Consider the following 25964-nt stretch of genomic DNA (forward strand, 5'->3'; position numbering starts at 1 on the left):
ACGCGATCGTAGAGATCTGGCAGGCCAACGCCCGCGGGCGTTACCGGCACCCGATCGACCGGCGGTCGGTGCCGCTCGACCCCGCCTTTGTCGGGTTCGGACGCGCGGCCACCGACGATGCCGGGGCGTATTGGTTCGAGACCGTGAAGCCCGGCCTCGTGCCGTTCACCGCGGAGACGTGGCAGGCGCCTCACATCAACGTCGCGGTCTCCGCGCGCGGCCTCCTCAACCACCTGCTGACGCGGATCTACTTCGAGGACGAGCCGGGAAACCTCGAGGATCCGATCCTGCAACGAGTTCCCGAGCACCGGCGACGCAGCCTGGTCGCCGCGCGTGGGGCGACCGGCGGCCATGTCGTCTACCGCTTCGACATCGTGCTCCAGGGCGACGCGGAGACGGTCTTCTTCGATCTGTGACGTCCTCCCCCGGCCCGCGCCGCGGGGATTTCCTCGTGATGGGAGGTCGCGCAGCGTGGCGGATGTGGTGCCGCGTGGAACAGGTCGCCACTTCTCCGGGGGCCTGACGCCCGCGGTGTTCCCGCGATCCCGGCCGCGGCATCATGTAGGCCGGCGGAGCCCGGCGTGGTCCCTGGGGTGACCGATCTCGGCGAGGCGATGTTCGCGTCGCCGGAGCTGTCGCGTTTGTTCTCGGCCCCGGCGCACCTGCAGCGAATGCTCGATGTCGAGGCCGCGCTGGCGCGCGCCGAGGCGCGCGCGGGGCTGATCCCTGCCGACGCGGCCGCCGCGATCGCCGCCTGCTGTCGGCTCGATCTGTTCGACGTCGAGGCGGTGTACCGGGACGCGGTGCTGGCCGCCTCTCCCGCGGTGCCTCTCGCGCGCATGCTGACCGCGCTCGTCGGCGGCGAGGCGGGCCGCTTCGTCCATTGGGGCGCCACGAGCCAGGACGTGATCGACACCGCCGCGGTGCTGCAGATGCGCGACGGCCTTCGCCACGTGACCGCGCGGATGTTGGACGTCGCGTCGGCGTGCGCCGCCTTGGCGGAGCGGCACCGGCGGACGCCGATGGTCGGCCGAACGCTCCTGCAGCAGGCCGTGCCGATCACGTTCGGGCTGAAGGCGGCGCGTTGGCTCGGGCTGGTGACGCGCTCGGCGGAGCGGCTGGCCAGGCTGCGGGTGCGTACCCTCGCCGTTCAGTTCGGCGGCGCGGCGGGCACGCTCGCGTCGCTCGACCGGAACGGCGTCCGCGTCATGGAGTTGCTGGCCGCGGAATTGGGGCTCGCGGTGCCCGAGCTTCCGTGGCACGCCGAGCGCGACCGGATCGCGGAGGTCGCCGCCTCGCTCGGTATCGCCGCGGGGGCGATGGCGAAGATCGCGACCGATGTGGCGCTGCTCGCGCAGACCGAGGTCGGGGAAGTGGCGCCCGCGCCGGGGGAGGCGGGCCGCTCCTCCGCGATGCCCCACAAGCGCAACCCGGTGGACGCGACCGCCGCGCTCGCCGCCGCGCGGCTCGCGATCGGCGTCGTGCCCGTGATCTTTCACGCGATGGCGCAGGAGCACGAGCGCGCAGTCGGCGGCTGGCAGGCGGAGTGGCGGGCGGTGCCCGAGCTCTTTCGGTTCACCGGGGGCGCGGTGGAGGGAGTCGCCCGCGCGCTGCGCGTCCTCGCCGCCGCCCCCGGCCGGATGGCGGCGAACCTGGCGCTGACGGGCGGGTTGATCATGGCGGAGGCGCTGACGATGGCGCTTGCACCGCACGTGGGGCGGGACGCGGCGTACCGGCTCGTGCAGGCCGCCTGCGATCGCGCCGCCGGGACCGGCGCCGACCTCCGTACCGTCGCCGCGCAAGACGAGCGGATTCGCGCGGCACTCACTCCGGACGCGATGGCGCGGGCGTTCGACGCATCCGAGTACCTCGGGAGCGCCGAGGCGTTTATCGATCGGGCGCTGGCGCACCATCGGACGGTGCAGGCGGCGGAGGCCGGCGGGGCGTAGCGATGCGTACCCAGGTGGGCATCGTGGGAGCGGGGCCCTCAGGGCTGCTGCTCTCGCATCTGCTCCATCTGCGCGGGATCGAATCCGTCGTCGTGGAGATCCGAAGCCGGCAGTACTGCGAGACCCGCATTCGCGCGGGGGTGCTCGAGCAGGGCACGGCGGATCTCCTGTCGGCGTCGGGCGTGGGCGCGCGCATGGCGCGCGAAGGACTCGTGCACCACGGCATCGTGCTGCGTTTCGGCGGTCGCGATCATCGGATCGACCTGAGCGGGCTCACCGGCGGGCGGACGATCACCGTATACGGCCAGCACGAGGTCGTGAAGGATCTGATCGCGGCCCGCCTGAGCGCGGGCGGCGGCATCTTTTTCGATGTCCAGGACGTCGAGGTGCTCGACGTCGACACGCCCGCACCGCGGATCCGCTTTGACCGCGGCGGGGTGGCCCAGGACCTTCGGTGCGACTTCATCGCCGGGTGCGACGGGTTTCACGGGGTCTGCCGCCCGACGGTACCGGCCGGCGTGCTCACGGCCTACGAGCACACGTTCCCGCTCGCCTGGCTCGGTATTCTCGCCCAGGTGCCGCCCGCGTCCGATGAGCTGATTTACTCGAGCCACGAGCGCGGGTTCGCGCTCCTCAGCATGCGGTCGCCGGAATTGTCTCGCCTCTACCTGCAGTGCGCTCCGGACGAGGACATCAACGGGTGGTCGGACGAGCGGATCTGGGACGAACTGCGGCGGCGGTTCGAGCGGGACGATGCCTGGACGCTCAGGGACGGACCGGTGGTGCAGAAGGGGATTACCGCGATGCGCAGCTTCGTCGTCGCGCCGATGCAGTACGAACGTCTCTTCCTCGTAGGCGACGCCGCGCACATCGTGCCGCCGACGGGCGCCAAGGGGCTCAATCTCGCGGCCGCCGACGTCGCGGTTCTCGCTCGGGCGCTCGAGACATTCTACACAACGGGGCGGACCGATCTCTTGGCGCGCTATTCCGACGTCTGCCTGCGACGCGTGTGGAAGGTGCAGCGGTTCTCGTGGTGGATGACGTCGATGCTCCACCGGTCCAGCGATGGGGAGTTCTTCGACCGGCTCCACCGCGCCGAGCTCGATTACATCACCGGCTCCCGGGCCGCGTCGACGGCGCTCGCCGAGAACTACGTCGGCCTGCCGTTCGACGACGACTGACGGGGCGCCCGGTCACCGCCGTCCGCGGCCTGGGGTTCGCGCGGCCTCACCGCGCTCGACGCTCTCGGGCCAGACCGACGGTGGGACGAGCGCGACCCCTTCCATAAGACGCCGCGCGGTCCTGCGGGTGATCACCCGGTCGACGAGCCATTCGCCGTCGCGCCGCCGGACCTCGGCGCCAACTTCGATGACCCCCGACGGGTGGCCGATCCTCAGCGTCCGCGCTCCTGGGTCACCGGGGCGCGCGGCCGCGTGGACGAGCGTGCCCTCGACGTGGGCGGCGACGGCGGTGCAGATCGCGCCGGTCAACGCGTACGTCCGGTGCAGCCGCCCCATGGTCATGATGCGGCCGACGAGGTCGATGTCGTCCGCGGCGACCTGGTCCCCGCGGACGGACGTGTATGCTGCGGGCGGGGAGACGAACGCGACTTTCGGCACGCCCGGGCTCGTCGCGGTCGCGTCCTCTGGCGTCGTGGCGAGGCCGAAGCGGACCGCGGCGTGGGCGCGGACCGCCTCGATCTTCGCCAGCATCGCCGGATCGCGGTCGACTTGGTCCGGCAGTTCCGGTCCGCGAAGTCCGAGATCGGCGGGGCGCAGGAACACCACGGGGTTCGCGGCGTCGACCAGCGACACGGTGACCGGCCCAACTCCCGGCACGTCCAGGGACTCGACCGGCAGACGGGTCGGGAGCAGGTGGCCCGTCATCGCCCCGGCCGGGTTGATGAACTCCAACTGAATCATGGCGCCGGTGCCCGGTACGCCGTCGATCGCAAGATCGCCCTCGACCTGCGGGGCTCCATCGTCGGTGGGCACGCGCGCGACGATGAGCTTGCGGGTGTTCGTTTGCCAGATGCGGACCGTGGTCACGGGGTCGGTGGCCCGCACGAGTCCCTCCTCGATGGCAAAGGGGCCGACGGCGGACGAGATGTTGCCGCAGTTGCCGCCGTAGTCGATGAGCGGTGACGTGACGCCGACCTGGCCGAAGGTGTAATCCACGTCCGCGTCGGGGACGGAGGCGGGGCCGATGATCGCGGTCTTGCTCGTGACGGACGTGGCGCCGCCGAGGCCATCGATTTGCCGGCCGTAGGGATCCCCGCCCCCGAAGATCTTCAGGATGACCCGGTCTCTGGTCTCGGCGTCTCGCGGGAGGTCGGCTTCGTGGAAGAACACTGCCCGACTCGTTCCGCCCCGCATCACGACCGCTCGGACGCGTCGCTGCATGCGACCGTCACCTCCGTGGATCCGTGGCACGTCCGGAACCGCGTCGCACGAATCGTCGTGTCGCATTATAGCACGGCGCCTTTGGGCGAGAACGTCGCTCGCATCTCCGGGGTCGCCGCCCGTGCGCCCGCGGGGCAGGAATCTGCCCGGGGTCTGCGAACGGAAGACAGGGTGATCTGCACTGTGTTGCGCATTATGCAACAACGCGCACCGCCATCTGGGCCGCAACCGGCGGGGCGTGAAGGAGGAGATTCGCGTTGACGACCGCCCCACGTGGCCGCGCCGCCGTGGGCTCGTGGCCGGGTCCGGCCATGGACCCGGCGCGCCGGCGATGACCGGCGCCGAGACCATCCGGCGGATCGCCGCGGCCGCACGAAGCGGCCCGTGGCCCGCCGACGCCATCGTCGCCGCGACGACCCACGTGCTGGACACCGTGGGGGTCGCCATCGCCGGGGCGCGCACCGATCACGCGGGCGCGGTGCGTCGCGTGGTGCAGGCCGTCGGCGGTCGCGGTCGCGCGACCGTGATCGCGGGACGCCGCACCACGGATCCCGTGAGCGCGGCCTGCGCGAACGCCGTGGCCGCGCACAGCATCGACCTCGACGACGGACACCTGTGGATCCACCCTGGCGCGGTGGTCGTGCCCGCCGCGTTCGCGTGCGCCGAGTCGGAGGGCGCGAGCGGCGCGGCGTTCATCGGCGCCGTCGTCGGCGGATATGCAGTCGCGGTGTGGCTGAGTCAACTAGCCGGGCGCGCCCACCGCGAGCGCGGGTACCACCCGACCGGCACGTGCAACACCGTGGCAGCAGCGGTCGCCGCGGGGCTCGCGCTTGCGCTCTCGGACGCGCAGATTGTGGACGCTGCACACCTGGCGTGCACGCAGGCGGCCGGGCTGGCGCAGTATCGCGCCGACGGGGCGCCCACCAAGCACCTCCACGCCGGTCTGGCCGCGAGGAACGGCGTCCACGCCGCCCTCCTCGCGCGGGAGGGGCTGCGCGGTGCGCGGGATAGCGTCGACGGCCGGTTCGGGTTTCTGGCGACGCTCGGCGGCGAGGGCGGTCAGCAGCGGTCAGACCTCGCCGACCGGCCCTGGCTCGCGCTGCTGGAATGCTACATCAAGCCCTATCCGGCGTGCCGTCAGGCGCACGGTGCCATCGACGCGGCGCTTGCAATCCGCGGTGCGACCTCGGTGAATCCCGAGCGCGTCGCAGCGGTGGAGGTCGAGACCTACGAGTACGCGTTCCAGGAGTGGCTGGTCACGACGGAGCCGCGTGACTCCGCGCTCGCTGCTCAACTGAACATTCCGTTTTGCGTCGCGTCCGCGCTGCTCGACAACGCCCTGACCCTGGAGAGCTTCGCGGCACCTGCCCGCGAGCGGCCGACCGTCCGGGCTCTGGCGCGGCGCGTGCGCGTGTCGGCAAACGCCGCGTTTACGTCTCACCATCCCGCGATGATGCAGTCCCGCGTAACCGTCCGTTTTCAGGATGACACGGCGCGGAGCACGCAGGTGCGTTGGCCGAGCGGATCGCCGCAGAATCCGATCGCCCCCGATGCGCTGACGGCGAAATTTCTTGGGTTGCTCGGCGGCGACGCCGACCGACTGCACGCCCGGAGGTTCATCGACATGGTCCGGGGCGTGGATCGGGCCGCGCGCGTCACGGCCGTCGGCCGGTGGCTCCGGCGATGGACCTCCCCGGGCTCCACCGCACGGACGGCGGGACCGATCGCCGACCCGGTCCGCGCCGGCACGGCCAGGGGGGCGTCATGATTCGCGGGCCTGCGGACGGCAGTACCCGCGTGCGGACGACGGGCATTCGGTTCGTGACTGGCGGTCTGTTGGCGCGCCCCGGCGGCCGGGCGGGCGCGTTGGCAGCCCTGTCCGCCGCGGTCGACGCTGTCCGCGCGACGCCGGCGTGGGACACCTTCTCGCGCCACGACGGGCACGTCGACCCGTCCTTCGACGCGCCCGTCGTCCAGTCGGATCTGGCGAAAGCGACCGCCGCGACAAGCGACATCGCCACGCGCGCGGCGCACGCGAGGGCGTAACCGGGGGGGAAAGGGACCGATGGCGCTACGCGGCAAGTGGGCCCTGGTCACCGGCTCCGGCCGAAACATCGGGGCGGCCGTGGCGGACGCACTGGCGCGCGAGGGCGTCAACGTGGTGGTCAACGTGCGCGCGGCGCGTGCGGAGGGCGAGGCCGTGGTGAACGCGCTCACCGGCCGGGGCGTCGACGCGTGCCTGGTCGTCGCCGACGTCTCCAACCCGGACCAGGTCCGGGCGCTCGGGCGCGAGGTTCTCGAGCGCACCGGCGGAATCGACATCCTGGTCAACAACGTCGGGATCGCCCCGATGCACCGTCTTCGCGAAACGACCGACGAACAGTGGGATCTCATACTGCGGACGAGCCTGTTCAGCGCCTTCTATTGTGTTCGCGAACTCGTCGATGCCATGGTCGGACGGCGGTGGGGCCGCATCGTCAACGTCGGAGGGCAGGCGGGCCTTCGGGGCACGAAATACAAGTCGGCGAACGCCGCGGCGAAGGGCGGCCTGGTCGGATTCACGCGCGCCGTGGCGAACGAGTTCGCGGAGTTCGGGATCACGTGCAACCACGTGGCGCCCGGTCTTCTCGAGCGGAGCCACGAACGGCCGTACTACGACGACGAAACGGGGGCGCTCGACCCCGAGTTCCGCCGTCGATGGCTGGACCGGGTCCCGGCGGGACGGCCCGGTAGCGCCGAGGAGGTCGCGGCCGTGTGCGCCTTCCTCTGTTCCGAAGCCGCCGGCTACGTGACGGGCCAGACGATTCTCGTGAACGGCGGCATGATGTTTGTATGAGGCGGCGATGCGCCCCCGCCGACATCACCGAGCCGCTGGACGTGACAGCGTGACCGCCATCCGGTCGATCGCCAAGGCCGGTCAGTTGCTGGCGCTGTTTTCGTCCGAACACCCGGTGATCCGCGTCGGCGAGGCGAGCCGGCGGCTGGGCCTGACGCGCAGCACGGTCTCGCGTCTGTTCTCCACGCTCGCCGGCGCCGGCATCGTGGCGCTGGACGAATCCGGGGTGGGGTACCGCCCCGGGCCGCGCGTGCTCGCGCTCGCGCAGCTCGCGACGGGATGGATGAGCCTGCGCGGCGTCGCGCTGCCGGTGATGCGGGAGCTCGTGAGCTCGACGCGGGAGACCGTGGGGCTGCACATTCGCTCGGGCGACCATCGGGTCTGCATCGAGGTCGTCCCGAGCCCGCAGGAGTTGCGCTGGGTCGCCGCGCTCGGCGTGCCGCTGCCGCTGCACGCGGGGTCGGCCGGGAAGGTTCTGCTCGCGCACGCGCCGGCGGACGATCTCGACCGCTACCTGCGCGCCGGCCTGCGGGCGCTCACGGCGCACACGATCACGGATGCTCGGAAGTTCCGCGCTGAACTGGCGCGCGTCCGCCGGGCCGGCTATGCGGTCAGCGTCGATGAGCGTGCCGTGAACGTGTCGGGGGTCGCGGCGCCGGTGCGCGACGCGCTGGGCACGGTGATCGCGGTTCTGGCATGCGCCGGACCGACCTCCCGGTGGACGCGGCGCGCGATGGAACGGGCGGCGCCGGCGGTCGTCGCCGCGGCGGACCGCATCTCGCGCACGCTAGGATACCGTGCATCGCGGCCGACATCTAGTACCAGGAAGGGGTGCGCATGAAGATCATCGCGATCGACGCCTACCTCGTCGAGGTGCCGTACAAGACGCCCTACACCATCTCGCCGGGCACGGTGCGAAAGGCCCGCCGGGTCCTCGTCGAGGCGCGCAGCGACACGGGTGTGACCGGGATCGGGGAGACCGGCGTCACGGTGCCCGAGCGCGGCGGCGAAACGGTGGAGGCGATCGTGTCCTCGATTCGCTCATACTTTGCGCCGCTGCTGCTCGGCCGCGACCCGCATGACGTCGCGGGGGCGATCGCGGCGCTGGAGCGCGCGAACTGGGGTCGGACGGGGTTCCTGTGCGCCAAGTGCGGCGTGGACAACGCCCTGTTTGATCTGTTGGGCCACGCGTACGGTATTCCCGTCTACAAGCTCCTGGGCGGCGCGTTTCGCGACCGGGTCTCGGTGTCGCGCAGCCTGAGCATCGGCACGCCGGCCGCGGTCGCCGCCGACGCGCTTCGGAAGAAGGCCGACGGGTACGCATGCCTTACCGTGAAGGCCGGGTTTGATCCGCGCGCGGATCTCGAGTGCGTGGCCGCGGTCCGCGACGCGGTCGGGACGGACTATCCGCTCGAGGTGGACGTGAACGGCGGATACACTGCGGACGTCGCGGTGCCGGTGCTGCGCCGCATGGAACAGCGCTACCACATTCGGGCGGTGGAGCAGCCGTGCGCGTGGTGGGACTTTGACGGGATGGCCAAGGTCGCCGACGCGCTGGAGATCCCGGTGATCGCGGATGAGAGTGCGTGGACGCCGCCGGACGTGATCCGGCTGGCCCGCGAGCGGGCGGCCGACGTCGTCTGCATCAAGGTGATCAAGAACGGCGGCTTCTACCTCTCGCGAAAGATCGCCGAGACCGCCGAGGCCGCCGGCCTCCCCGTAACGCTCGGCAGCAAGCACCCGCTCGGGCCGGGCACGGCGGCGATCCTGCACTTTGCCGCCGCCCTGCCCAACCTGTCCGAACCGGTTGGATACGGGACGCCGCGCGAGCGACTCGCGGACGACATCATCACGCACGACATCGAGATGATCGACGGCATCGTGGCGGTGCCCCAGGGCCCCGGCCTCGGGGTGACCCTGGATCCCGGCAAAGTGGAGCGTTACCGGTGCTCCTAGCGGCCGGTCGCCGAGTGCCACGGCCGTGCACGGGTGGAGCGCGGAGCCTGCCCGCATCCGGACGTTCGCGACGCGCACCGCCCCAACATGGCGTGGGAGGCTCCCGCCGGGGCGACGGGCACGGCCCGCAGCAGGCCGTCGCACCGCCGGCGGTACGCACGAGAGGTGGCACGGGAGCAGGTGGGGGCCGCGCCCGCGCCGGAGAGGCGGGATGCGCGTGAGGCACAGGGAGGAGGACTGGACCATGGATCGAGTGTTGTCGTTTCTGCCGGTTCCTGATCGGCCGGGGAAGCCGCGCGACACCGGGATCACGATCGCGCGGGATGACGGTCTGGGATTCGAGACCGCGAAGGCGCTGGTGGAGTCGGTGGGGCCGTTCATCGACTACATGAAGTTGCGGCACTTCTTCGTGCTCACCGCGAGCCGCGACTCGAACGATCTCACGAGCCGGAAGGTCCGGCTCTACCGGCAACACGCGATCGATGTGCTCCCCGGCGGGATCGTCTTTGAGATCGCCATGATCAAGGGCCTTGTCGATCGGTACTTTGACGCGATCGCCGCGTTCGGGTGCTCGGCCGTGGAGTGTTCGGAGAACATGATCACCATCGCCCCGCCGACGCGCCGCGAGGTGTTGCGGCAGGCCGGTCGCACGGGGCTCAAGGTGTTGTGGGAGGTGGGCGACAAATACCCGGGCGCGGCGCCGGACCTGGAAGAGCTCGTCGCCGAGATTCGCCAGCTCCTCGAGTGGGGGGCGACGAAGGTCGTCGTGGAGCGGTCCTACACCGATCTGCTGCTCGGTCCCGACGGACACCTGCCGACCGCGCGCTACATCGTGGACCTCGTGGAGGCGGTTGGCCTGCGCCACCTGACCTTCGAGGCCGAAACGCCCGCACACCAGCGGTGGTTCCTGCACACGTTCGGCCCCGACGTCAACATCGGGCCAAATATTCCGCCCGAGATGGTGATGAAGCTCGAACCGACGCGCCGTACGTTGAGTCGGGAAGGCGGCTACACGTGGGTGACCGCGCTGGCCGAGCTCGAAGGCGGCGAGCGCCGAGGCTGGACTACGGTCGCGATGGGAGGTGCGCAATGATCGGACGCGCCGTGCGAACGGCCCTGACCATCACCGCGGGGGTGGTTCTAATGCTCGGAGGGTTCGGCGACGCGCCTGCGGCGCTGGGTGCCGCCGATGCCTATCCGACTCGGACCATCACGATCTACACGCCGTTTGCGGCGGGCTCGACGAACGATATCGAAGCGCGCGTGCTCGCCCTCGGCCTGCGCGACGTGTTTCATCAGCCCGTGATCGTCGTGAACGCGCCCGGCGCGAGCGGCGGGGTTGCGCTCACGCAGGTGGAAACGAGGCCCGCGGACGGGTATTCGCTGTTGTTGGACACGCGGACGCTCTCGTTCATCCTCGCGAGCGGCGATGCCCACTACGCCGTCAAGGACGTCGCGGCGATCGTGCGGCTCGATGGAGAGGCGCTCTCCCTGTTCGTACGCAGCAGCAGCCCGTTTCGGTCGCTCGCTGACTTCGTCCAGGCGGCGAAGGCCAGCCCAGGCAAGCTGGTGATCGGCGGCCCCGGTGTTGTCGAGGTCAACCACCAGGCGGAGGTCGAATTTGCCGATGCCGCCGGCATCGACGTGGCGTGGGTACCGTTTGCGGGCGGCGGCCAAGTGGTGACGGCGGTGCTGGGAGGCCACCTGGACGCCGGCATGACCGCGCCGAGTAACGCGCTCGGTAATGTGCAGGCGGGGACGATGCGCTACTTGGCCCTCGCCGCCAAACCGCCGTACACACCGCTCCCGACGGCGCCCACGTTCACGGGCGCCGGCTATCCGCTCGTGGAGTACGTTTGGCGGGGTGTCGTGACCCGCAGCGGCGTGCCGGACCCGGTCCTGGCCCGGTTGGCGACCGGGATCGATACCGTGCGCCACACCGCGGCGTGGGCCGAGTTCGAGAAGAAGTACGCGCAAGTGGACCTGTTCTTGGGGCCGAGCGCCTTTCAAACCTATCTCGAACGAGAGGTCGAGGCGACGGCGGCGATCGCGAAGCGCCTCTCGCAAGGCCACAAGTGATCGGGCGCGAAGACGAGCGGCCCAGGCAGATCGCCCGCCGCGTCTCGTTCGCAGTCTTCGTCATCCTCGGCGCGGCGGCGTGGGAACAAACGGCTGGCTTCGGGTCCAGCGGCGGCGGTGGGTCAGCGTTGCTGCCGCGCGTGGCGAGCGGCGGGATCATGGTGCTCGGTCTCGTGGGATTGGCGGTGCCGCCTCGGGACCGGGCGGCGCGCCGGTGGCCGCTGGATCGATCCCTGTTCATTCACCTCGCGTATTTTGCCGCCTACGGCATCCTGATGCCGGAGATCGGATTCGTCACCACGACCGTCGCGCTCGCGGTCGCGTTGGTGGTCGGCTTCGGCGGCGGCGTGCGGGCGATCCGTCTGGCGATCGCTGAGGCGGCGTTTGTCGCGGTGGTGTACGTCGTGTTCACGAGGCTGTTTCAGGTCCAGTTCCCCCGCGGTCTGTTGCCGTGAGCCCGTGGGTCGTGCTCCACGCCGTGTTCGCCCTGCCGACGCTGGCCGCGCTCCTGGCGGGCACCGTGGTGGGTATCTTCATCGGCGCGTTGCCCGGGATCGGACCAGCGGTGGGGATCGGATTGTTGCTGCCCCTCAGCTACTTCCTGAGACCGGCCGAGGCGCTGCTGTTCTATGTCAGCCTTTACCAGGCGGCCGAATATGGGGGCTCGATCACGGCCATCGCGGTCAGCACTCCGGGGGCCCCGAACAGCGCGGCGACGATCCTGGATGGGTACGCGCTCAATCGGGCGGGCGCGCCCGGCAAGGCGTTCGGCTACTCTCTGTGGGCGGCGATCTTCGCCTCGTACGCGGGCATCCTAGGGATGTTCTTGCTCGCCCAACCCGCGTCGATCGTCGCTCTTGCGCTCGGCTCTGCGGAATTCGCCGTGCTCGGCGTGTTCGCGCTGACGATGGTCGGCACCTTAAGCGCCAGCGCTCCGCTGGAGGGCCTGCTGTCGGGGCTGTTCGGGTTGTTGTTGAGCACGGTCGGCACCGACCTGATTACCAACGCGCACCGGTACACGTTCGATCAACCCGGTCTGTTTGACGGCGTCCCGCTGCTTCCGGTGCTCGTGGGCGTGTTCGCCTTGCCGCAGGTTGTCCGGCTGTTGAGCGGCCCCGCGCCCGCGCCCGCCACAGGATTGGGGAACCGCTACCGGGTGTGGATTTCGAGGCGCGAGTTCCGGGCGGTGCTGCGACCGACGGTGTTGGGTACGGTTGTGGGATTCGTGCTCGGCCTGCTGCCTGGGCTCTCGGGAAGCGTGCCCCCGTGGGTTTCGTATAATGCGGCGAAATCGATCTCCCGGCATCCCGAACGCTTCGGCACCGGCACTCCGGAGGGCATCGTGGCCCCCGAGGCGACGAACGCCGCGGTCATGCATTCGACTTTGATCCCGGCATTCACGCTCGGGGTGCCCGGGACACCGACGTCCGCGGTGATCCTCGGCGCGATGATGATCGCCGGCCTGCAACCAGGTCCGTTGTTGATGCGGCAGCACGCCGATGTGGTGTACGAGCTCCTGACGGGACTGCTGATCTCCACGGCCGCACTGTGGATCATGGGCCTGCTCACCACGCAGATATGGGCACGCACGGTGTCGCTCCCCCGTCACGTGCTCGCGGCGTCGATCTTTGTACTTTGCATGGTCGGTGCCTACACGGCGCGGTCGAACGTGTTCGATGTGTGGATGACGCTGCTGTTCGGCGCGGTCGGCTATTTCATGGACGCGCTCGGCTACTCGATTCCGTCATTGATCCTCGGGCTAATCCTCGGCGGAGTGATCGAAACGAACGCACGACAGGCGCTGATCATCTCGCACGGAAGCTTCGGCGTGTTCCTGAGCAGCCCGATATCCGCATCGCTCCTCGCGGCCAGCGTGCTCTCGATCCTCTACGCCCTGCGTATACGGCGTCGCGAACAGGGACGCCCACCGATCTCGCCAGGAGACGCGTGACCCACCAGACCGATCCCGCGCGTCGGCATCCCCGATGTGGCGATTTGTCCGTTTCCGGGGTACCTATGTTATGGGTGGGCCGGGCCGTTCCGGACCCTGCCCCGGCCGCCGATCGCGGACACCCTGAGAAGGGGGGCGCGGCGATGGGGAAAGGACTCGCGGCGCTAGCCTGGGTCGCGTGCGCGCTGCTGTTCGCCGCGTGCGCCCGGCCCGGTACCACGGGAGGCGCCCGCGGCGGTGCCGTCAGTGTGCTCGGCGTCTGGGGCGGATCCGAACTCGACAGCTTTCGCGCGATGGTGAAGCCGTTCGAGACGCGGACCGGCATCACCGTTCAGTACGAGGGCACGCGGGACCTGAACGCGGTGCTGACGGCCCGGGTCCAGGGAGGCCATCCGCCAGACCTCGCCGCCCTGCCGGGGCCCGGGCAGATCGCGGAGCTCGCGCGCGCCGGCAGCCTCAAGCCGCTCGATCACGCCGTCGATCCAGGGGAGATGGCACGCGAGTACACACGCACCTGGATCGACCTCGGGAGTGTTGGCGGGCGACTCTACAGCATTGTCATCAAGACCGCGGTCAAAGGGCTGGTCTGGTATGATCCGCACACCTGGGCCGCCGCCGGCTATCAGGTGCCGAGCACGTGGGGGCAGCTGCTGTCCCTGACGCAGGCGATCGCGTCCGGCGGGAAGACGGCGTGGTGCGTGGGACTCGAGAGCGGTGCGGCCACCGGGTGGCCGGCAACCGATTGGATCGAGATCCTCCTGCTCCGCGCGGCCGGACCGGGTGTGTACGAGCAGTGGTACCGACACGAGATTCCGTGGACAGATCCGCGGGTTAGGGCCGCATGGCAGCGGTTCGGGCAGATCGCCGCGAACCCCAAGAACGTCTACGGTGGCACGCCAGCCGAGCTGGCAACAAACTTCGGCCAGGCGCCGTTCCCCATGTTCGTCACCCCTCCAGGGTGCTACATGCACCTCCAGGCGACGTTCATTCAGGACTTTATCCACACACAGTACCCGCAGCTCCAACCGGGTCGCGATGTGGCATTCTTCCCCTTCCCAACGATCGCGCCCGCCTACGCGACGGACGTCGAGGTGGCCGGCGATCTGGTGGGCATGTTCAACGACACGCCGCAGGCGCGGGCGCTGGTGCGCTATCTTGCCACGGCGGCCGCGCAGGAGATCTGGGTGAAGCGCGGGGCCGCTCTGTCGCCGAACCGCGGGGTCCCGCTGACCGCCTATCCCGATTCGCTCAGCCGCCGCGCGGCCGAGATGCTGGTGACCTCCGACGCCGCACGGTTCGACGCCTCCGACATGATGCCGCAGGCCGTCACCGACGCCTTCTACAAGGCGACCCTCGACTACGTGCGCGACCCCGCGCGGCTCACGGAGATCCTGCGGCGCCTCGAACAGGTCTCGCGGGAGAACTACAAGTAGCGAGGGGCGGCCCGGCGGGCGTTCCGGACCTCGTGAGGCGGCGATGGAGCGCACCGAAACTCTGCTCGCGGTAGTCATCGGCGCGCCGGTGGCGTCTGCGGCGTACATCCTCTGCGCCGAAGCGGCGCTGCGCCGGCTCGCGCCCGGGCGGCAGCGGCTCGTCCGGCCGTGGTTGTGGGTCGGCCCCGCGCTGCTCCTGCTCGTGGTGTTCCTCGTCTACCCGGTGGTGGACACTCTGGCGCTCAGCTTTCGGGACGCGGCCGGGCGCACGTGGGTCGGGTTCGCAAACTACCGCATCGCCCTGAGCGATCCCGACACGCTCCGCGCGCTGTGGAATACGATGCTGTGGGTCGTTGGGTTCACCGGGCTCTCCGTCGGCTTCGGTCTCGCGGTGGCCGTGCTCGCCGACCGGGTTCGGTACGAGGCGGTCGTCAAAGCGATCGTGTTCCTGCCGATGGCCTTGTCGTTCACGGCGGCGGGGGTCATCTGGAAGTTCGTGTACGAATTCCGCCCGGCGGGCGCGCCGCAGATCGGCGCGCTGAACGCGCTGTTGGTCGCGATCGTGCCGGGCTTCACCCCCCGAGCGTGGCTGACGTTGTCTCCGGAAAACACGCCGCTGCTGATCGCGGTCGGCGTCTGGATTTGGACGGGATTTTGCGCGGTCGTCCTGTCCGCGGCGCTCAAGAACGTTCCGCGGGAACTGATCGAGGCCGCGCGGATTGACGGCGCCGGAGACGCCAGGGTCTTCCGCCAGGTGCAGCTGCCGGGCATCGCGCCGGTCGTCGCGTCCATCGCGATTACGATGCTCGTGACCGCGCTCAAAGTGTTCGACGTCGTGTACGTGATGACGAGCGGCAACTACGGCACCGACGTCGTGGCCAATCGCATGTACAGCGAGCTGTTCACGTTCCGGCACCCCGGGCGTGCGAGCGCGCTCGCCGCGATCCTCCTGGTCGGTACCATCCCGCTCGTGGTGGCCGTGATGCGGCGCGCGGCGCGCGAGGACGCGTTCCGATGAGCGGACGCCCCGCCACCCCGCGGCGCGCGGGAGCCCTGAGGTTGTTGCCGGTACACCTCGTGCTCTGGGCGGTTTGCGCGATCTGGCTGGCGCCCACGGTCGGGCTCCTGGTCAGTTCCTTTCGTCCCGCCCGCGACGTGAACGCAACCGGGTGGTGGACCGTGTTCTGGCACCCGGTGTTGACGCTGGCCAACTACGCGCAGGTCGTCGCCTCCGACAACATCGGGGTGAGTTTTCTCAACAGCCTGATCATCACGATCCCGGCCACCGTGCTCCCGGTGCTCGTCGCAGCGTACGCGGCGCATGCGTTCTCGTGGATGACGTTTCCAGGACGGAGCATCGTGTACGCGTGCGTGGTCGCGCTGCTTTTGGTCCCGCTGCAGACGACGTTCATCCCCGTCCTCCGCCTGCTCACGGCCCTCGGTCTGACGGGAACCTTCCCGGCGGTCTGGTTGGCGCACACCGGGTACGGGTTGCCCCTGGCGGTGTACCTGCTCCGGAACTTCATCGGCGCGCTCCCCAAAGACGTGATCGACGCCGCCGCGATCGACGGCGCGTCCGCGACGAGCACGTTCTTCCGCGTCGTGCTGCCGATGGCGTTGCCCGCCGTGGTGTCGCTGACGATCTTTCAATTCCTGTGGGTCTGGAATGATCTGCTCGTGGCGCTGATCTACTTGGGCGGTGACCCTCGAGTCGCGCCGCTGACGGTGACGATCAGCAATCTCGTCAATTCTCTCGGCGGCGGATGGGAGCTCCTGACCGCCGCCGCGTTCGTGTCGATGGTCCTGCCGCTTGGGGTCTTCTTCGGCCTGCAACGCTACTTCGTGCGCGGGATCCTCGCCGGCGCGGTAAAAGGCTGACGTGGACCGACCGTGACGGCTCGATGACGCGTCGCGCCGTCACGCTGTCGGCGCCCCTGGACAGGAACCCCGCGCCCGGTTCCCGAATCTGGTCCGGTGCACATTCATTCAAGAAGCGCACACCTGTTCATGGGCATCTTGATGGCGCGTCGGAAGCGAGAGCGGGACGGCCGTCCGATCAGGACCGTCTGGGCCGGCGCGGGCCCCCTGGGGCGCGCGCGTGCCGATCGGATGGTGCGGCTCGCGGTCGCGCACGCCGACCCGTTGACGATCGTGCGCCTGCGGCGCCGCCGGGACACCCTGGTGGGTGAGGCGGAGGCGACGTCGTGAGCGGCGCCCGGGCCCTGATGGCGAAAGTCGCCGACCTCTACTATCTGCGGAACCTGACCCAGCAGACGATCGCGGAGCGGCTCGGGCTCTCGCGGCCGACCGTGTCGCGGTTGCTGACGCGGTCGCGGACCACCGGGATCGTCCGGATTGAGGTCACCCCCCCGGACGGCACCTATCACCCGCTCGAACACGGGCTCGAAGAGATGTTCCATCTGCGCGAAGCGGTCGTGATCGGCAGCCGGAGCGAGTCGCCGACCGCGACGCGCCGTGCGCTCGGGCGGGCCGCCGCCGCATATCTCGACCGCCTGCTGCGAGGCGGCGAACGCATCGGGATCTCGTGGGGTATGACGTTGGGCGCCGTGATCGACCATGTACGCCCGCGTCCGCTCAGGACGACGGTGGTGCCGCTCGTCGGCGGGCTCGGCCAGGCGGCACCGGGCATTCACGCGAACGAGCTGGCGCGGCGCCTCGGAGAGGCGCATCGCGGACGCGTGCATCTGCTCCATGCTCCTGCGATCGTCGCCCACCGCGGCGTCCGGGATGCACTCCTCTCGGACCCGCGGATCCACCACGTGCTGGACCTCGCTCGACGCGTGCACGTCGCGCTGGTCGGGATCGGGGCGCTCGTTCCCTCGTCGACGCTCATCGAGAGCGGATATGTGGCCGCCGCGGAAATCGGCGCGCTGCGGCGGCAGGGTGCGGTGGGGGACGTGTGCACGCGGGCGTTCGGCCTCGACGGGGCGCCGCCGAGCGAGACCCTGGACGCGCGGATCCTGGCCGTGACGCTCGACGACCTCCGGCGGATTCCGACCGTGATCGGAGTCGCCGGCGGGCTGGAAAAGGCCGAGGCGATCCTCGGGGCCCTCCGCGGCGGTCTTGTGGACGTGCTCGTCACAGACTACCTGGCGGCGCGCGCGGTGCTTCGGCTGGCGCAGGCCGGCACCGCCGCGGCAGGCGCGCGGTACGTCGGGGTGCGCGGGAACGGCGCCGCCGGGCGGGACGTCCGGCGGGCGCGCGGAGTGTCCGCGCTGAACGAGGTCGGCCGCCGCTCGGAGACGACGGGCCGGTAGCGCCCAGCGACGCCATGCCGAAGGCCCACGACCGCTACGAGGTCCAGCTGCACTGCGGACACTGCCACCGGACCACGCCGCACCTGGTGGTGTCCGGCGGGGGCGCTGTGTCGCGCGTGTTCTGCATCGTCTGCGGCCGGGCCGTGGCGGTGGACACGCTCCAGTTCATGGAGCAGTACGTCGACAGCGTCATGCGGAGGCTCCTCGCGAAGCCGTTCGAGATCACGACCGAGTTCCGGCGGCAACCGCGGGAGTTCATCGCACGGCTGCCCGGTCGGGTCCTCACGAAACCGTTCCGTGTTGCCGCAGAGTTTCGCGCCACGATGGACATCGTGCGCCCCAGGCGCGCCACGCTCCGGGGCGCGCGCCCCGCGCTCTCCGTCCCGCTCGGGGACCTGCCGCCGGTCGAGCGCCGTTGCCGGCTGCTCCTCAGCGCACCGCTCATGTGGGCGCACGACCCTCTGGAGATCTTGGCGACCGCGCGCGAACTCGGGTACGACGGCGTCGAATTGTGGGACTACCATCTCAGCGAGACGGCGAGCGATCCGGCGACGGTCGGCGGGCAGGCGCGGGACCTGGGGCTCGTCCTGACCCTGCACGCGCTCAGCTGGGATCTCAACACGACGTCCAGGCTGGACGCGATCCGCTCCGCGTCGCTGGCCGCGCTTCACCACTCGATTGGGCTCGCGGCCCGGATCGGCGTGGCGACGGTCGTGATGCACCCGGGCCATGCGACCATGCCGTACGACGACGCCGAGCGGTACTGGCCGGACTTGGTCGCTGGTGTCCGCGAGCTGGCCGACCACGCTGGGGAGCACGGCATGCGCCTCGCCGTCGAACACATGGAGCCGCGGCAAGGCGAGTACGTAGTATCTCCGGCCGACGCCAACCGGCTCGTCCGGGAAACCGGCCGGGACAACGTCGGTACGGCACTGGACGTGGCGCACATCCCGTGGGGCACCGATGAGGTGGCGTTCATCGGGACGCTGGAGCGGATCACGCACGTGCACCTGAGCGACGCCGATGAGTCCCGCCTGCACCTGCCGCTCGGCCAGGGGGCGCGCGATCTCGTCCGCGTACTCGCGGCTCTTCGAACCTACGACGGCGCCGTGGCGTGCGAAGGCCACTCCATGGGTGCGGGCGACGACCTGGCGCGCTGGAACAAGGCGCGGTTCGAAGAGCTCTGGCGGGATGCCGCGGCGGTGCCTGGAGACGCCGCGTCGGTGCCGGCCGGCGGGACCGGGTAGGGGAGTTTCACCCAACTTTCACGCCGGACCGAGCGCCGAACACAGGAGCGCGGATGCGCGGACCGGAAACGATACGGGGTATGCCGCGGCGCGCTCCCCGAGTGACGCCGGGGCGGACGGGTGGGGGGTGGAGACGCTGATGGACCGGTGGCGGACGTTGCGGCATTGGCTTGTGGCGGCGTTGGCCGCGCTCGGGCTAGGTCTCGGTGGTGCATGGACCGTGCCGTTGCCGGATGCCAGGGCTGCGGCCGCCCCGGCGCCGTCCGGTACGATCACGTTGTATACCTCGGAGTCCGAGGACGACGTCAATGCGCTGGCCGGCGACTTCATGAAGCGCACCCCCGGCGTCACGGTCAAGATCTTTCGCGCCGGGACCGGCCCCGTGGAGGCGAAGATCGAGGCGGAGGAGCAGGCGGGCCGGATCCAGGCGGACGTGCTGTGGTTCGCCGATCCCGGGTTCCTCCACGATCTCTCCACCAAAGGGCAGCTTGGCGCGTACGCGCCGCCGGCGGCCCACGGGGTCCCGCGGGAGTTCCATTACGACGGCAACCAGTACCACGAGGTGCGCCTGATCTTCAACGTGATCGGCTACAACACGCTTGCGGTCCACTTCAAACCCACGAGTTGGTGGGACCTCGCGAAACCGCGGTACAAGGGACGGGCGGGGATGCCGAACCCGTTTGTCTCCGGTGCGGCGTTTGCGGGGGTCGGCACGTTCGCCAGCATGAAGGGGTTCGGCTGGGACTACTACCGCGCGCTCAAGCAGAACAATATGCAGATCATCCAGGCCAACGGCGACGTTCTCCAGAAGCTCGCGTCCGGCGAGGTCGTGGTCGCGCAGATCGTGGACTTTTTCGTGCGGCATGCGAAGGCGGACGGGTCGCCGGTTGACTACATCGTACCGTCGGAGGGTGCGCTCGTGATCCCGACGCCCGTCGCGATCGTGAAGGGCACGGGGAACCTCGTGGCGGCGCAGGCGTTCGTGAACTACCTGTACACCCCGGCCGCGCAGGCGCTGTTCGTGCAACGGTCGTACATCCCGGTCCTGCCCGGCGTCGCGCTGCCGCCCGGTGTGCCGCCGCTGTCCTCGATCAAGATCATCCAGCCGAACCTCCCGTACATCGCGCAGCACCGCGAGGACATCAAGAAGACGTTTACCGAGATCTTCGGCATTCAGTAGCGGCGCGGAGCGCGCGGGATGGCGATCGCGGCCCGGGTCGGGCGGGGAACCGGGGCACTCGGCTGGGCGCGCGCCGGGTTGGTCGCGCTCGTCGCGGCGGCCGCGGTGGCGCTGGGCGCGCTCGTCGTCTACCCGGCGTGCGTGCTCGTCGCCCATTCCTTCCTCGCCGCGGGGCGGCCCTCGCTCGCCCACTATGCGCGGATCGCCGTTGATCCGCAGGTCTACGCGGTGCTGTGGAACAGTCTTGTTGTCTCCGTGGCGGCGACGACGGGCGGCACCGTGCTCGGCGTCGCCCTCGCCTGGCTGATCAGCCGGACCGACGTGCCGGGCCGGGCGGCTTGGCGCACGATCCTCTTGCTGCCGTATATGATTCCGCCGTTCATCGGCGCGATCGCGTGGGTGTACCTGCTGAGTCCGGTCGGATATCTCAACCGGCTCTGGATGGCGATCACGGGGTCGTCCGAACCACTGGTCGTCGTGTACGGGCCGGGCGGCATCATCGGTGTCATGATCCTGTACGGCTATCCGATCGTGTTTCTTGCCGCGCTTGGCGTGCTCGAGCGCATGGACCCCGCGCTCGAGGAGGCGGCACGGATGGGTCGCGCGGGCCCGTGGGGCGTGTTCCGCGAGATCACCGTGCCCGTGATGCTCCCGGGCGTCCTGGCGGGCGCGCTGCTGCTCCTGATGTCCCTGTTGGGGGACTTCGGAATTCCGGTGGTGATCGGCTTTCCGGTTCGGTACTTCGTGCTCACCACTCGCATCTACGCCACGATCCTGAACTTCGACCAACCCGACAATCTCAACGTGGCCGCCGCGCTCTCGATGTGGCTGGTGGTCATCGCCGGGGTGCTCCTGGCGGTGCAGCGGCGGCTCCAGCGTCGGAACGTGTTCGCGGTCGTCGGCGGTCAGGCCGGCGGCCAGTCGCTCGTCACGCTGGGACGCTGGCGCTACCCGGTCGCGGTGGGCCTCGGCGCGCTGGCGGTCGTGAGCATCGTGCTGCCGCTCGCCGCGATTCTCCTGACGTCGCTCGTCCGGGCGTACGGGTTGCCGCCGGCGCTGGCAAACTTGACGCTGGCGCACTACGCGGAAGTGATGACGGGCGTGCCCAAGGTGCAGCGGGCGCTCGCCAACAGCCTCGGCCTCGCGGCCGGCTCGGCGACACTGATTCTCGGCCTGGCAGTCGGGATCGGCTACATCTTGACGCGGACGCGGGTACGCGGTGGTGCGGTGCTGGACCTGGTGATCACCATCCCGTACGCGATCCCCGGCACGGTTGTCGCGCTCGGCATGATCCTGGCGTATCTGCGGCCCGTGCCGCTGGTCGGAATACGCTTGTACGACACCCTCTGGATCATTCTCCTCGCCTACGTGGCGCGCTTCCTGGCGGTGGGCGTGCGGACGGTGCTCGCCGGCCTGGCTCAGGTGCAGGGGACGCTCGAGGAGGCGGCCCGCGTCAGCGGCGCCGGGCCGCTCGACGCGTTCCTCAGCATCGTGGTGCCGATCATCCGGCCGAGCTTGGGCGCCGGGTGGATCCTGGCGTTCATCCCCGCGGTCGCCGAGTTGACGCTGTCGATCCTGCTGTTCTCCGTGGGCAACGAGACCCTGGGCGTTGTCATCTTCGGGCTGAACGACGAGGGGAAGATCGCGCTCACCGCCGCGTTGGCGTTCCTTGTGACGATGCTGCTGCTCGCCGTCAACCTCGCCTCGCGGGCCGTGCTGCGCGGCGCGGCCGGAGCGACCCGTGGCTGACCTCCTGTTGGAGCGGGTCGGGAAGTCGTTCGACCCGCCGCGGCGGTCCCCCGACGCAACGGCGGTGTGGGCGGTGCGCGACCTCTCGCTGGCGATCCGGGACGGGGAGTTCCTCACACTCCTCGGCCCATCCGGCTGCGGCAAGACGACCACGCTCAGGATGATCGCTGGCTTCGTGTCGCCGACGACCGGTCGGATCGTGCTGGGGGGCCGCGTCCTCTCGTCGGCCGAGGAGCGCATCGTCGTGCCGCCCGAGCGGCGCGGGATGGGCATGGTGTTTCAGAGCTACGCGGTGTGGCCGCACCTCACAGCGGCGCAGAACGTCGTGTATCCGCTGCGTCGGGGCGGGTTCGGCCGCGCGGAAATGGAGCGGCGGACGCGCGACGCGCTCGGCCTGGTGCACCTCGACGGGATGGACGCTCGCTACCCGCACGAGTTGTCGGGCGGTCAGCAGCAGCGCGTCGCGCTGGCCCGTGCGCTCGTGATGGAACCCGCGGTGTTGCTGTTGGACGAACCGCTCAGCAACCTCGACGCGCAGCTGCGCGAGGAACTGCGCACCGAGCTCCGAGACCTCCACGCGCGACTGCGCATCACCATCGTCTACGTCACGCACGACCAGAGCGAAGCGATGGCGTTGTCGGACCGGATCGCGGTCGTGCTCGCGGGCCGAGTTGCCCAGGTCGGCTCGCCGCGCGATCTGTACGAGCGGCCGACCGATCCCGCCGTGGCTGCGTTCGTGGGCGCTGCCAACTTCCTGCCCGGCGAGATCGTGGCGGGCGGGTCCCCGCAGGCGCGCATCCGTCTCCTAGACGGGAGCGCTGCGCACGTGCTGACCGTCGCCGCCGCCGTCGAGGGCGGGCCGGGACGCCGCGTACTCGTATGTATCCGACCGGAGGCATTGGAGACGGCGCCGGACGGCGTGCTGCGAGGGCGTGTTGTTCGCGCGACCTACCTCGGCAACCGTCTCGAGTATGTAGTCCAGGTCGGTACGCTCGCGGTGCGCGTCGAGGGTCCCGCAGACCGACCGGTCCGTCCGGGCGACGACGTGCGCCTCGCGGTGCGCCGGGCGGTCGTCTACGCGGACTCGACGATCAACGCGACGTCGCCGGGCGAGCGCGCCACGTAGTCCGGGGCACACGCGAGCAACGTCTCGATGTCCCGGGCGCCCCAGAGCGCGGCCGCGCTCCGCACGCCCGCGGCCCGAGCCGCCTGGAGGTCGAACGGCGCGTCGCCGACCATCAACGACGACTCCGGAACGGCTTCGAGGCGACGCAGCGCCACCCGGATGGGGTCGGCCGCGGGCTTCGGCGCCGGCGCGTCCTCGGCGCCGACCGAGGTGGTGATCCACGGCGCGAGCCCGAGCACGCGAAGCGCCTGCGCCGCGGCGCGCCCACGTTTCGAGGTGACCACGCCGATCGCGCACGCGCGACCCGCCAACGCCGCCAACAGCTCCGGAACGCCGGGAAACACGGACGCCAGCGTGCGCTCGTGCCGGTCGTAGTACTGGGCGTACGCATCGACGAGCGCGGGCACGCAGTCGGGTGCGACGGCGGCGAAGCGCACCCCGAGCGGCTGCCCCCATCGGACCTGCGCGTGCTCGTCCGTTATCTCGCGGCCGAGCACCTGCCGGCACGCGTGCCGGAACGACGCGATGATGAGGTGGTGGGAGTCGATCAGCGTGCCGTCGAGATCGAACAGGACCGTGCGCACGGCCATCAACGATTCCACCCGGCGGGGGTCGCGCCGCGTGCCCTCGCGTCCATCAGGAACGCGACGGGGACGCCGGGCCCGGGTTCTTTTCCGTCCGCATCGCCTGCAGGGCGCGCGCCAGATAGGGCGCGGCCTCGGATGGGCGGTGCTGTTCGATGAGCAGCTCCCCGAGTTCGTTGCACGCGCTTGCCAGGTCCGCGCGCATCTCCTGTGCCTCGAACACCTCGATCGCCTGCGTGTAGTGGCGCACCGCGTCGGCCGCGCGGCCCTGGCCGCGGAGCAATCGCGCCCGGACGAGTTGGATGCGCGCGCGCTCCACGACGTCCTGGACCTTCTGCGCGAGACGCTCTGCGTCCCCGAGGGCCCGCTCTGCCTCCGCGGGCTGGCCAGCCGCGATCAGCGCCCGCGCCACCTCGGTCAAGGCGCGCGCGCGGCCTGGATCGTCGGCGAGCTGTTCCTTGATGCGCAGGCTGGCGCGGAGGTGCGTGAGCGCGTCGGAGGCCTCGCCGCGCTCCAGCAGCATGAGGCCGATGCTCGTGCGGGCCTGCGCGAGCAGCCGGGTGTCCTCGAGCAGCTCGAAGATGTGCTCCGCGCGGGAGAGATGCGCAAGGGCCGCGTCGTAGTTTCCCCCGTCCCGCTGGGCCGCGCCCAATTGCACGTGCGCCGCCCCGATCCGCTGAAGATCCTGCGTCGGTGCCAGCATCTCAAGCGCCTCGCCGTACCAGCGCCACGCCTCCGCGTAGTCGCCGCTCTCCCGATGCGTGTCCCCGAGATTCAGCAGTAGCCCGCCGGCGAGCGAACGATCCGGCGACCCGCACTCTTGGAGGCGCCGGTACGCATCGGCGAAGTGCGCCCGTGCCGCGGGCAGGTTCCGCTCGTAGTATTCGAGCAGGCCTTGCGCGTGGATCGCCCGCGCCATGAGGTACGGATCCCGGATCGTGTCGGCCAGTGTCTGGCCGTGCGTGAGATTCTCGCGGGCGAGGTCGAACTGGCGGAGACATGCCAGCGCCGAACCGAGGCCGATCGCACATTCGGCCTCGGAGGCCCCATCATGCTGGTGCTGCGCGATCCCCAGCGCCTGCGTGAATGCGTCTGCGGCGTTCGTGAACTCGCCCCGCTTCAGCGCGACCCAAGCGGACCGGACGAGCACGTCCAGATCCTTCCGATCGAGCGGTGTGCGTTCTTCGAGGAAGTAGCCGACGGGTCTCTGAAGCCGGCGAGCCAGCAGGACGAGCGTTTCAATCGACGGCTTGGCGCGTCCCTTCTCCACGAGGCTGATGAACCCCTTGGTGAGGTCTGGCCCTCCGAGCTGGGACTGGGTGAGCCCAAGTTCCTTGCGACGCGCGCGGATGCGCTCACCTAATGAGGACATCAGAACCTCCGAAGATGGCAATCGATTTCATAGTGAGTGGGCGCTAAGTTAGTCGAAGGGGAAAAGAAGTCCTGCCCGGAGACGAGGGGCTCGACGGCGGAATTGACGGGGTGCGGCCGCATCCTATCGGGCGATTTGCGTGTTCGCGATGTGGTCAAGAACTCCTGTCGCGTTGTTTGGCGGCGTAAAATATCGGCGGGACATCTCAGCCACGCACAAAACGGCACGGGCGGCACACAGGGCGGTGCGCGGCGAGCGCGGTGCGCATCTGAATCGCGCGTGGGCGCGGATTCCCGAACGGGATGCCGACCGGGAGAACGTCGCGACCCACTCCGCCGAGTTCAAGACTGACGACGCGCGACCGGTGCTGGTGTTGTCCAGAGCGCGGCGGGCGGCGCAGGGCGGCGCGCGACACGCCGTGCGGTTCGTCGGGCGAACGATCGTGTTGGGCGTGGTTTTGCGTCTTCACTTTCCCCCTCGGGCTGCTATAATCAATTTGCGCACGCGGGCCCACGTAGCTCAGGCGGCAGAGCGTGTCCTTGGTAAGGACAAGGTCACCGGTTCGAGTCCGGTCGTGGGCTCCAGGACCAGTCCCGTGGCGGGTTTCGCTGCGGCGCTTTGCGCCCCGGCGAAGCGGGTTGCGCGGGTTCCGGGGTACCCCAGGGGATATCCGAGGGCGTAGGAGGCAGGGGGATGGCGAAGGCACGGTTTGAGCGGACGAAGCCGCACGTAAACGTGGGGACGATCGGGCACGTGGATCACGGGAAGACGACGCTGACGGCGGCGATCACGGGGGTGCTGGCGTCGTTGGGGAAGACGAAG

Annotated in this window: 25 protein-coding genes and 1 tRNA gene; 23 read left to right on the forward strand and 3 right to left on the reverse strand. The window is 70.1% G+C overall.

Going from position 1 to position 25964, the window contains the following annotated elements; translation table 11 throughout:
- The 3 genes from pcaG to pobA form a co-directional block, all read left to right on the forward strand.
- Positions 1-416 (forward strand): protocatechuate 3,4-dioxygenase subunit alpha (pcaG, locus tag VKZ50_01870; GenBank protein ID HLJ58457.1); only part of this gene is annotated, 416 nt, incomplete at its 5' end.
- A gap of 198 nt (positions 417-614) precedes the next feature.
- Positions 615-1949 carry a 3-carboxy-cis,cis-muconate cycloisomerase gene (gene pcaB / locus VKZ50_01875; GenBank protein ID HLJ58458.1) on the forward strand — a complete coding sequence of 445 codons (1335 nt, stop codon included), beginning with the start codon at positions 615-617 and terminating at the stop codon, positions 1947-1949.
- Between the two features lie 2 nt (positions 1950-1951).
- Positions 1952-3130, forward strand: a complete 1179-nt coding sequence (gene pobA / locus VKZ50_01880) for a 4-hydroxybenzoate 3-monooxygenase (protein HLJ58459.1) — start codon at positions 1952-1954, stop codon at positions 3128-3130.
- 12 nt (positions 3131-3142) lie between these two features.
- Here pobA and VKZ50_01885 read toward each other — a convergent pair whose 3' ends face one another.
- Positions 3143-4351, reverse strand: a complete 1209-nt coding sequence (locus VKZ50_01885) for a PrpF domain-containing protein (GenBank protein HLJ58460.1) — start codon at positions 4349-4351, stop codon at positions 3143-3145.
- Positions 4352-4682: 331 nt separating this feature from the next.
- On the opposite strand from VKZ50_01885, the gene VKZ50_01890 reads away from it, so the two are divergent.
- From VKZ50_01890 to VKZ50_01975, 18 genes are all read left to right on the forward strand, one after another.
- Complete coding sequence (locus VKZ50_01890) at positions 4683-6119, forward strand: MmgE/PrpD family protein (protein HLJ58461.1); 1437 nt, start codon at positions 4683-4685, stop codon at positions 6117-6119.
- Positions 6116-6397 carry a hypothetical protein gene (locus VKZ50_01895; protein HLJ58462.1) on the forward strand — a complete coding sequence of 94 codons (282 nt, stop codon included), beginning with the start codon at positions 6116-6118 and terminating at the stop codon, positions 6395-6397. The genes VKZ50_01890 and VKZ50_01895 overlap by 4 nt, the downstream gene beginning before the upstream one ends.
- A gap of 19 nt (positions 6398-6416) precedes the next feature.
- On the forward strand, positions 6417-7187 hold the full coding sequence (locus tag VKZ50_01900) for an SDR family oxidoreductase (GenBank protein ID HLJ58463.1): 771 nt from the start codon (positions 6417-6419) through the stop codon (positions 7185-7187).
- Between the two features lie 49 nt (positions 7188-7236).
- Positions 7237-8028 carry an IclR family transcriptional regulator gene (locus VKZ50_01905; protein ID HLJ58464.1) on the forward strand — a complete coding sequence of 264 codons (792 nt, stop codon included), beginning with the start codon at positions 7237-7239 and terminating at the stop codon, positions 8026-8028.
- Positions 8025-9143 carry an enolase C-terminal domain-like protein gene (locus VKZ50_01910; protein ID HLJ58465.1) on the forward strand — a complete coding sequence of 373 codons (1119 nt, stop codon included), beginning with the start codon at positions 8025-8027 and terminating at the stop codon, positions 9141-9143. The genes VKZ50_01905 and VKZ50_01910 overlap by 4 nt, the downstream gene beginning before the upstream one ends.
- Positions 9144-9387: 244 nt before the next feature.
- Positions 9388-10236 carry a phosphosulfolactate synthase gene (locus VKZ50_01915; GenBank protein HLJ58466.1) on the forward strand — a complete coding sequence of 283 codons (849 nt, stop codon included), beginning with the start codon at positions 9388-9390 and terminating at the stop codon, positions 10234-10236.
- The gene (locus VKZ50_01920; GenBank protein HLJ58467.1) at positions 10233-11222 is read left to right on the forward strand and encodes a tripartite tricarboxylate transporter substrate binding protein; all 990 of its coding nucleotides are present in this window, start codon (positions 10233-10235) and stop codon (positions 11220-11222) included. Before VKZ50_01915 ends, VKZ50_01920 begins: the two co-directional genes overlap by 4 nt.
- A complete protein-coding gene (locus VKZ50_01925) occupies positions 11219-11677 on the forward strand; it encodes a tripartite tricarboxylate transporter TctB family protein (GenBank protein ID HLJ58468.1) in 459 nt (152 codons plus the stop codon). Before VKZ50_01920 ends, VKZ50_01925 begins: the two co-directional genes overlap by 4 nt.
- Positions 11674-13173: a tripartite tricarboxylate transporter permease gene (locus VKZ50_01930; GenBank protein HLJ58469.1), complete on the forward strand. Its 1500-nt coding sequence runs from the start codon at positions 11674-11676 to the stop codon at positions 13171-13173. Before VKZ50_01925 ends, VKZ50_01930 begins: the two co-directional genes overlap by 4 nt.
- Before the next feature lie 143 nt (positions 13174-13316).
- Complete coding sequence (locus tag VKZ50_01935) at positions 13317-14606, forward strand: extracellular solute-binding protein (GenBank protein HLJ58470.1); 1290 nt, start codon at positions 13317-13319, stop codon at positions 14604-14606.
- A gap of 43 nt (positions 14607-14649) precedes the next feature.
- Positions 14650-15624, forward strand: a complete 975-nt coding sequence (locus VKZ50_01940; GenBank protein HLJ58471.1) for a sugar ABC transporter permease — start codon at positions 14650-14652, stop codon at positions 15622-15624.
- Positions 15621-16484 carry a carbohydrate ABC transporter permease gene (locus VKZ50_01945; GenBank protein HLJ58472.1) on the forward strand — a complete coding sequence of 288 codons (864 nt, stop codon included), beginning with the start codon at positions 15621-15623 and terminating at the stop codon, positions 16482-16484. Before VKZ50_01940 ends, VKZ50_01945 begins: the two co-directional genes overlap by 4 nt.
- A gap of 129 nt (positions 16485-16613) precedes the next feature.
- Complete coding sequence (locus VKZ50_01950; protein HLJ58473.1) at positions 16614-16814, forward strand: hypothetical protein; 201 nt, start codon at positions 16614-16616, stop codon at positions 16812-16814.
- Positions 16811-17884: a sugar-binding transcriptional regulator gene (locus VKZ50_01955; GenBank protein ID HLJ58474.1), complete on the forward strand. Its 1074-nt coding sequence runs from the start codon at positions 16811-16813 to the stop codon at positions 17882-17884. The genes VKZ50_01950 and VKZ50_01955 overlap by 4 nt, the downstream gene beginning before the upstream one ends.
- A 14-nt stretch (positions 17885-17898) precedes the next feature.
- On the forward strand, positions 17899-19131 hold the full coding sequence (locus VKZ50_01960; protein HLJ58475.1) for a sugar phosphate isomerase/epimerase family protein: 1233 nt from the start codon (positions 17899-17901) through the stop codon (positions 19129-19131).
- 139 nt (positions 19132-19270) lie between these two features.
- Positions 19271-20311 (forward strand): ABC transporter substrate-binding protein, encoded by a 1041-nt coding sequence (locus tag VKZ50_01965; protein HLJ58476.1) that lies wholly within the window; start codon positions 19271-19273, stop codon positions 20309-20311.
- 18 nt (positions 20312-20329) lie between these two features.
- Positions 20330-22060 (forward strand): iron ABC transporter permease, encoded by a 1731-nt coding sequence (locus tag VKZ50_01970; protein HLJ58477.1) that lies wholly within the window; start codon positions 20330-20332, stop codon positions 22058-22060.
- Positions 22053-23186 (forward strand): ABC transporter ATP-binding protein, encoded by a 1134-nt coding sequence (locus tag VKZ50_01975; GenBank protein ID HLJ58478.1) that lies wholly within the window; start codon positions 22053-22055, stop codon positions 23184-23186. Before VKZ50_01970 ends, VKZ50_01975 begins: the two co-directional genes overlap by 8 nt.
- On the opposite strand, the gene VKZ50_01980 is transcribed toward VKZ50_01975, so the two are convergent.
- Both VKZ50_01980 and VKZ50_01985 read right to left on the reverse strand, forming a co-directional pair.
- Positions 23135-23776 (reverse strand): HAD hydrolase-like protein, encoded by a 642-nt coding sequence (locus tag VKZ50_01980; GenBank protein ID HLJ58479.1) that lies wholly within the window; start codon positions 23774-23776, stop codon positions 23135-23137. The two genes, VKZ50_01975 and VKZ50_01980, sit on opposite strands and share 52 nt — an antisense overlap.
- 46 nt (positions 23777-23822) lie before the next feature.
- Positions 23823-25142 carry a tetratricopeptide repeat protein gene (locus VKZ50_01985; protein ID HLJ58480.1) on the reverse strand — a complete coding sequence of 440 codons (1320 nt, stop codon included), beginning with the start codon at positions 25140-25142 and terminating at the stop codon, positions 23823-23825.
- A gap of 508 nt (positions 25143-25650) precedes the next feature.
- On the opposite strand from VKZ50_01985, the gene VKZ50_01990 reads away from it, so the two are divergent.
- Positions 25651-25726, forward strand: a tRNA-Thr gene (locus tag VKZ50_01990).
- A 109-nt stretch (positions 25727-25835) separates the two neighbouring features.
- Positions 25836-25964 (forward strand): GTP-binding protein (locus VKZ50_01995; GenBank protein ID HLJ58481.1); only part of this gene is annotated, 129 nt, incomplete at its 3' end.

Source organism: bacterium, assembly GCA_035295165.1.
Lineage (GTDB): Bacteria > Sysuimicrobiota > Sysuimicrobiia > Sysuimicrobiales > Segetimicrobiaceae > JAJPIA01.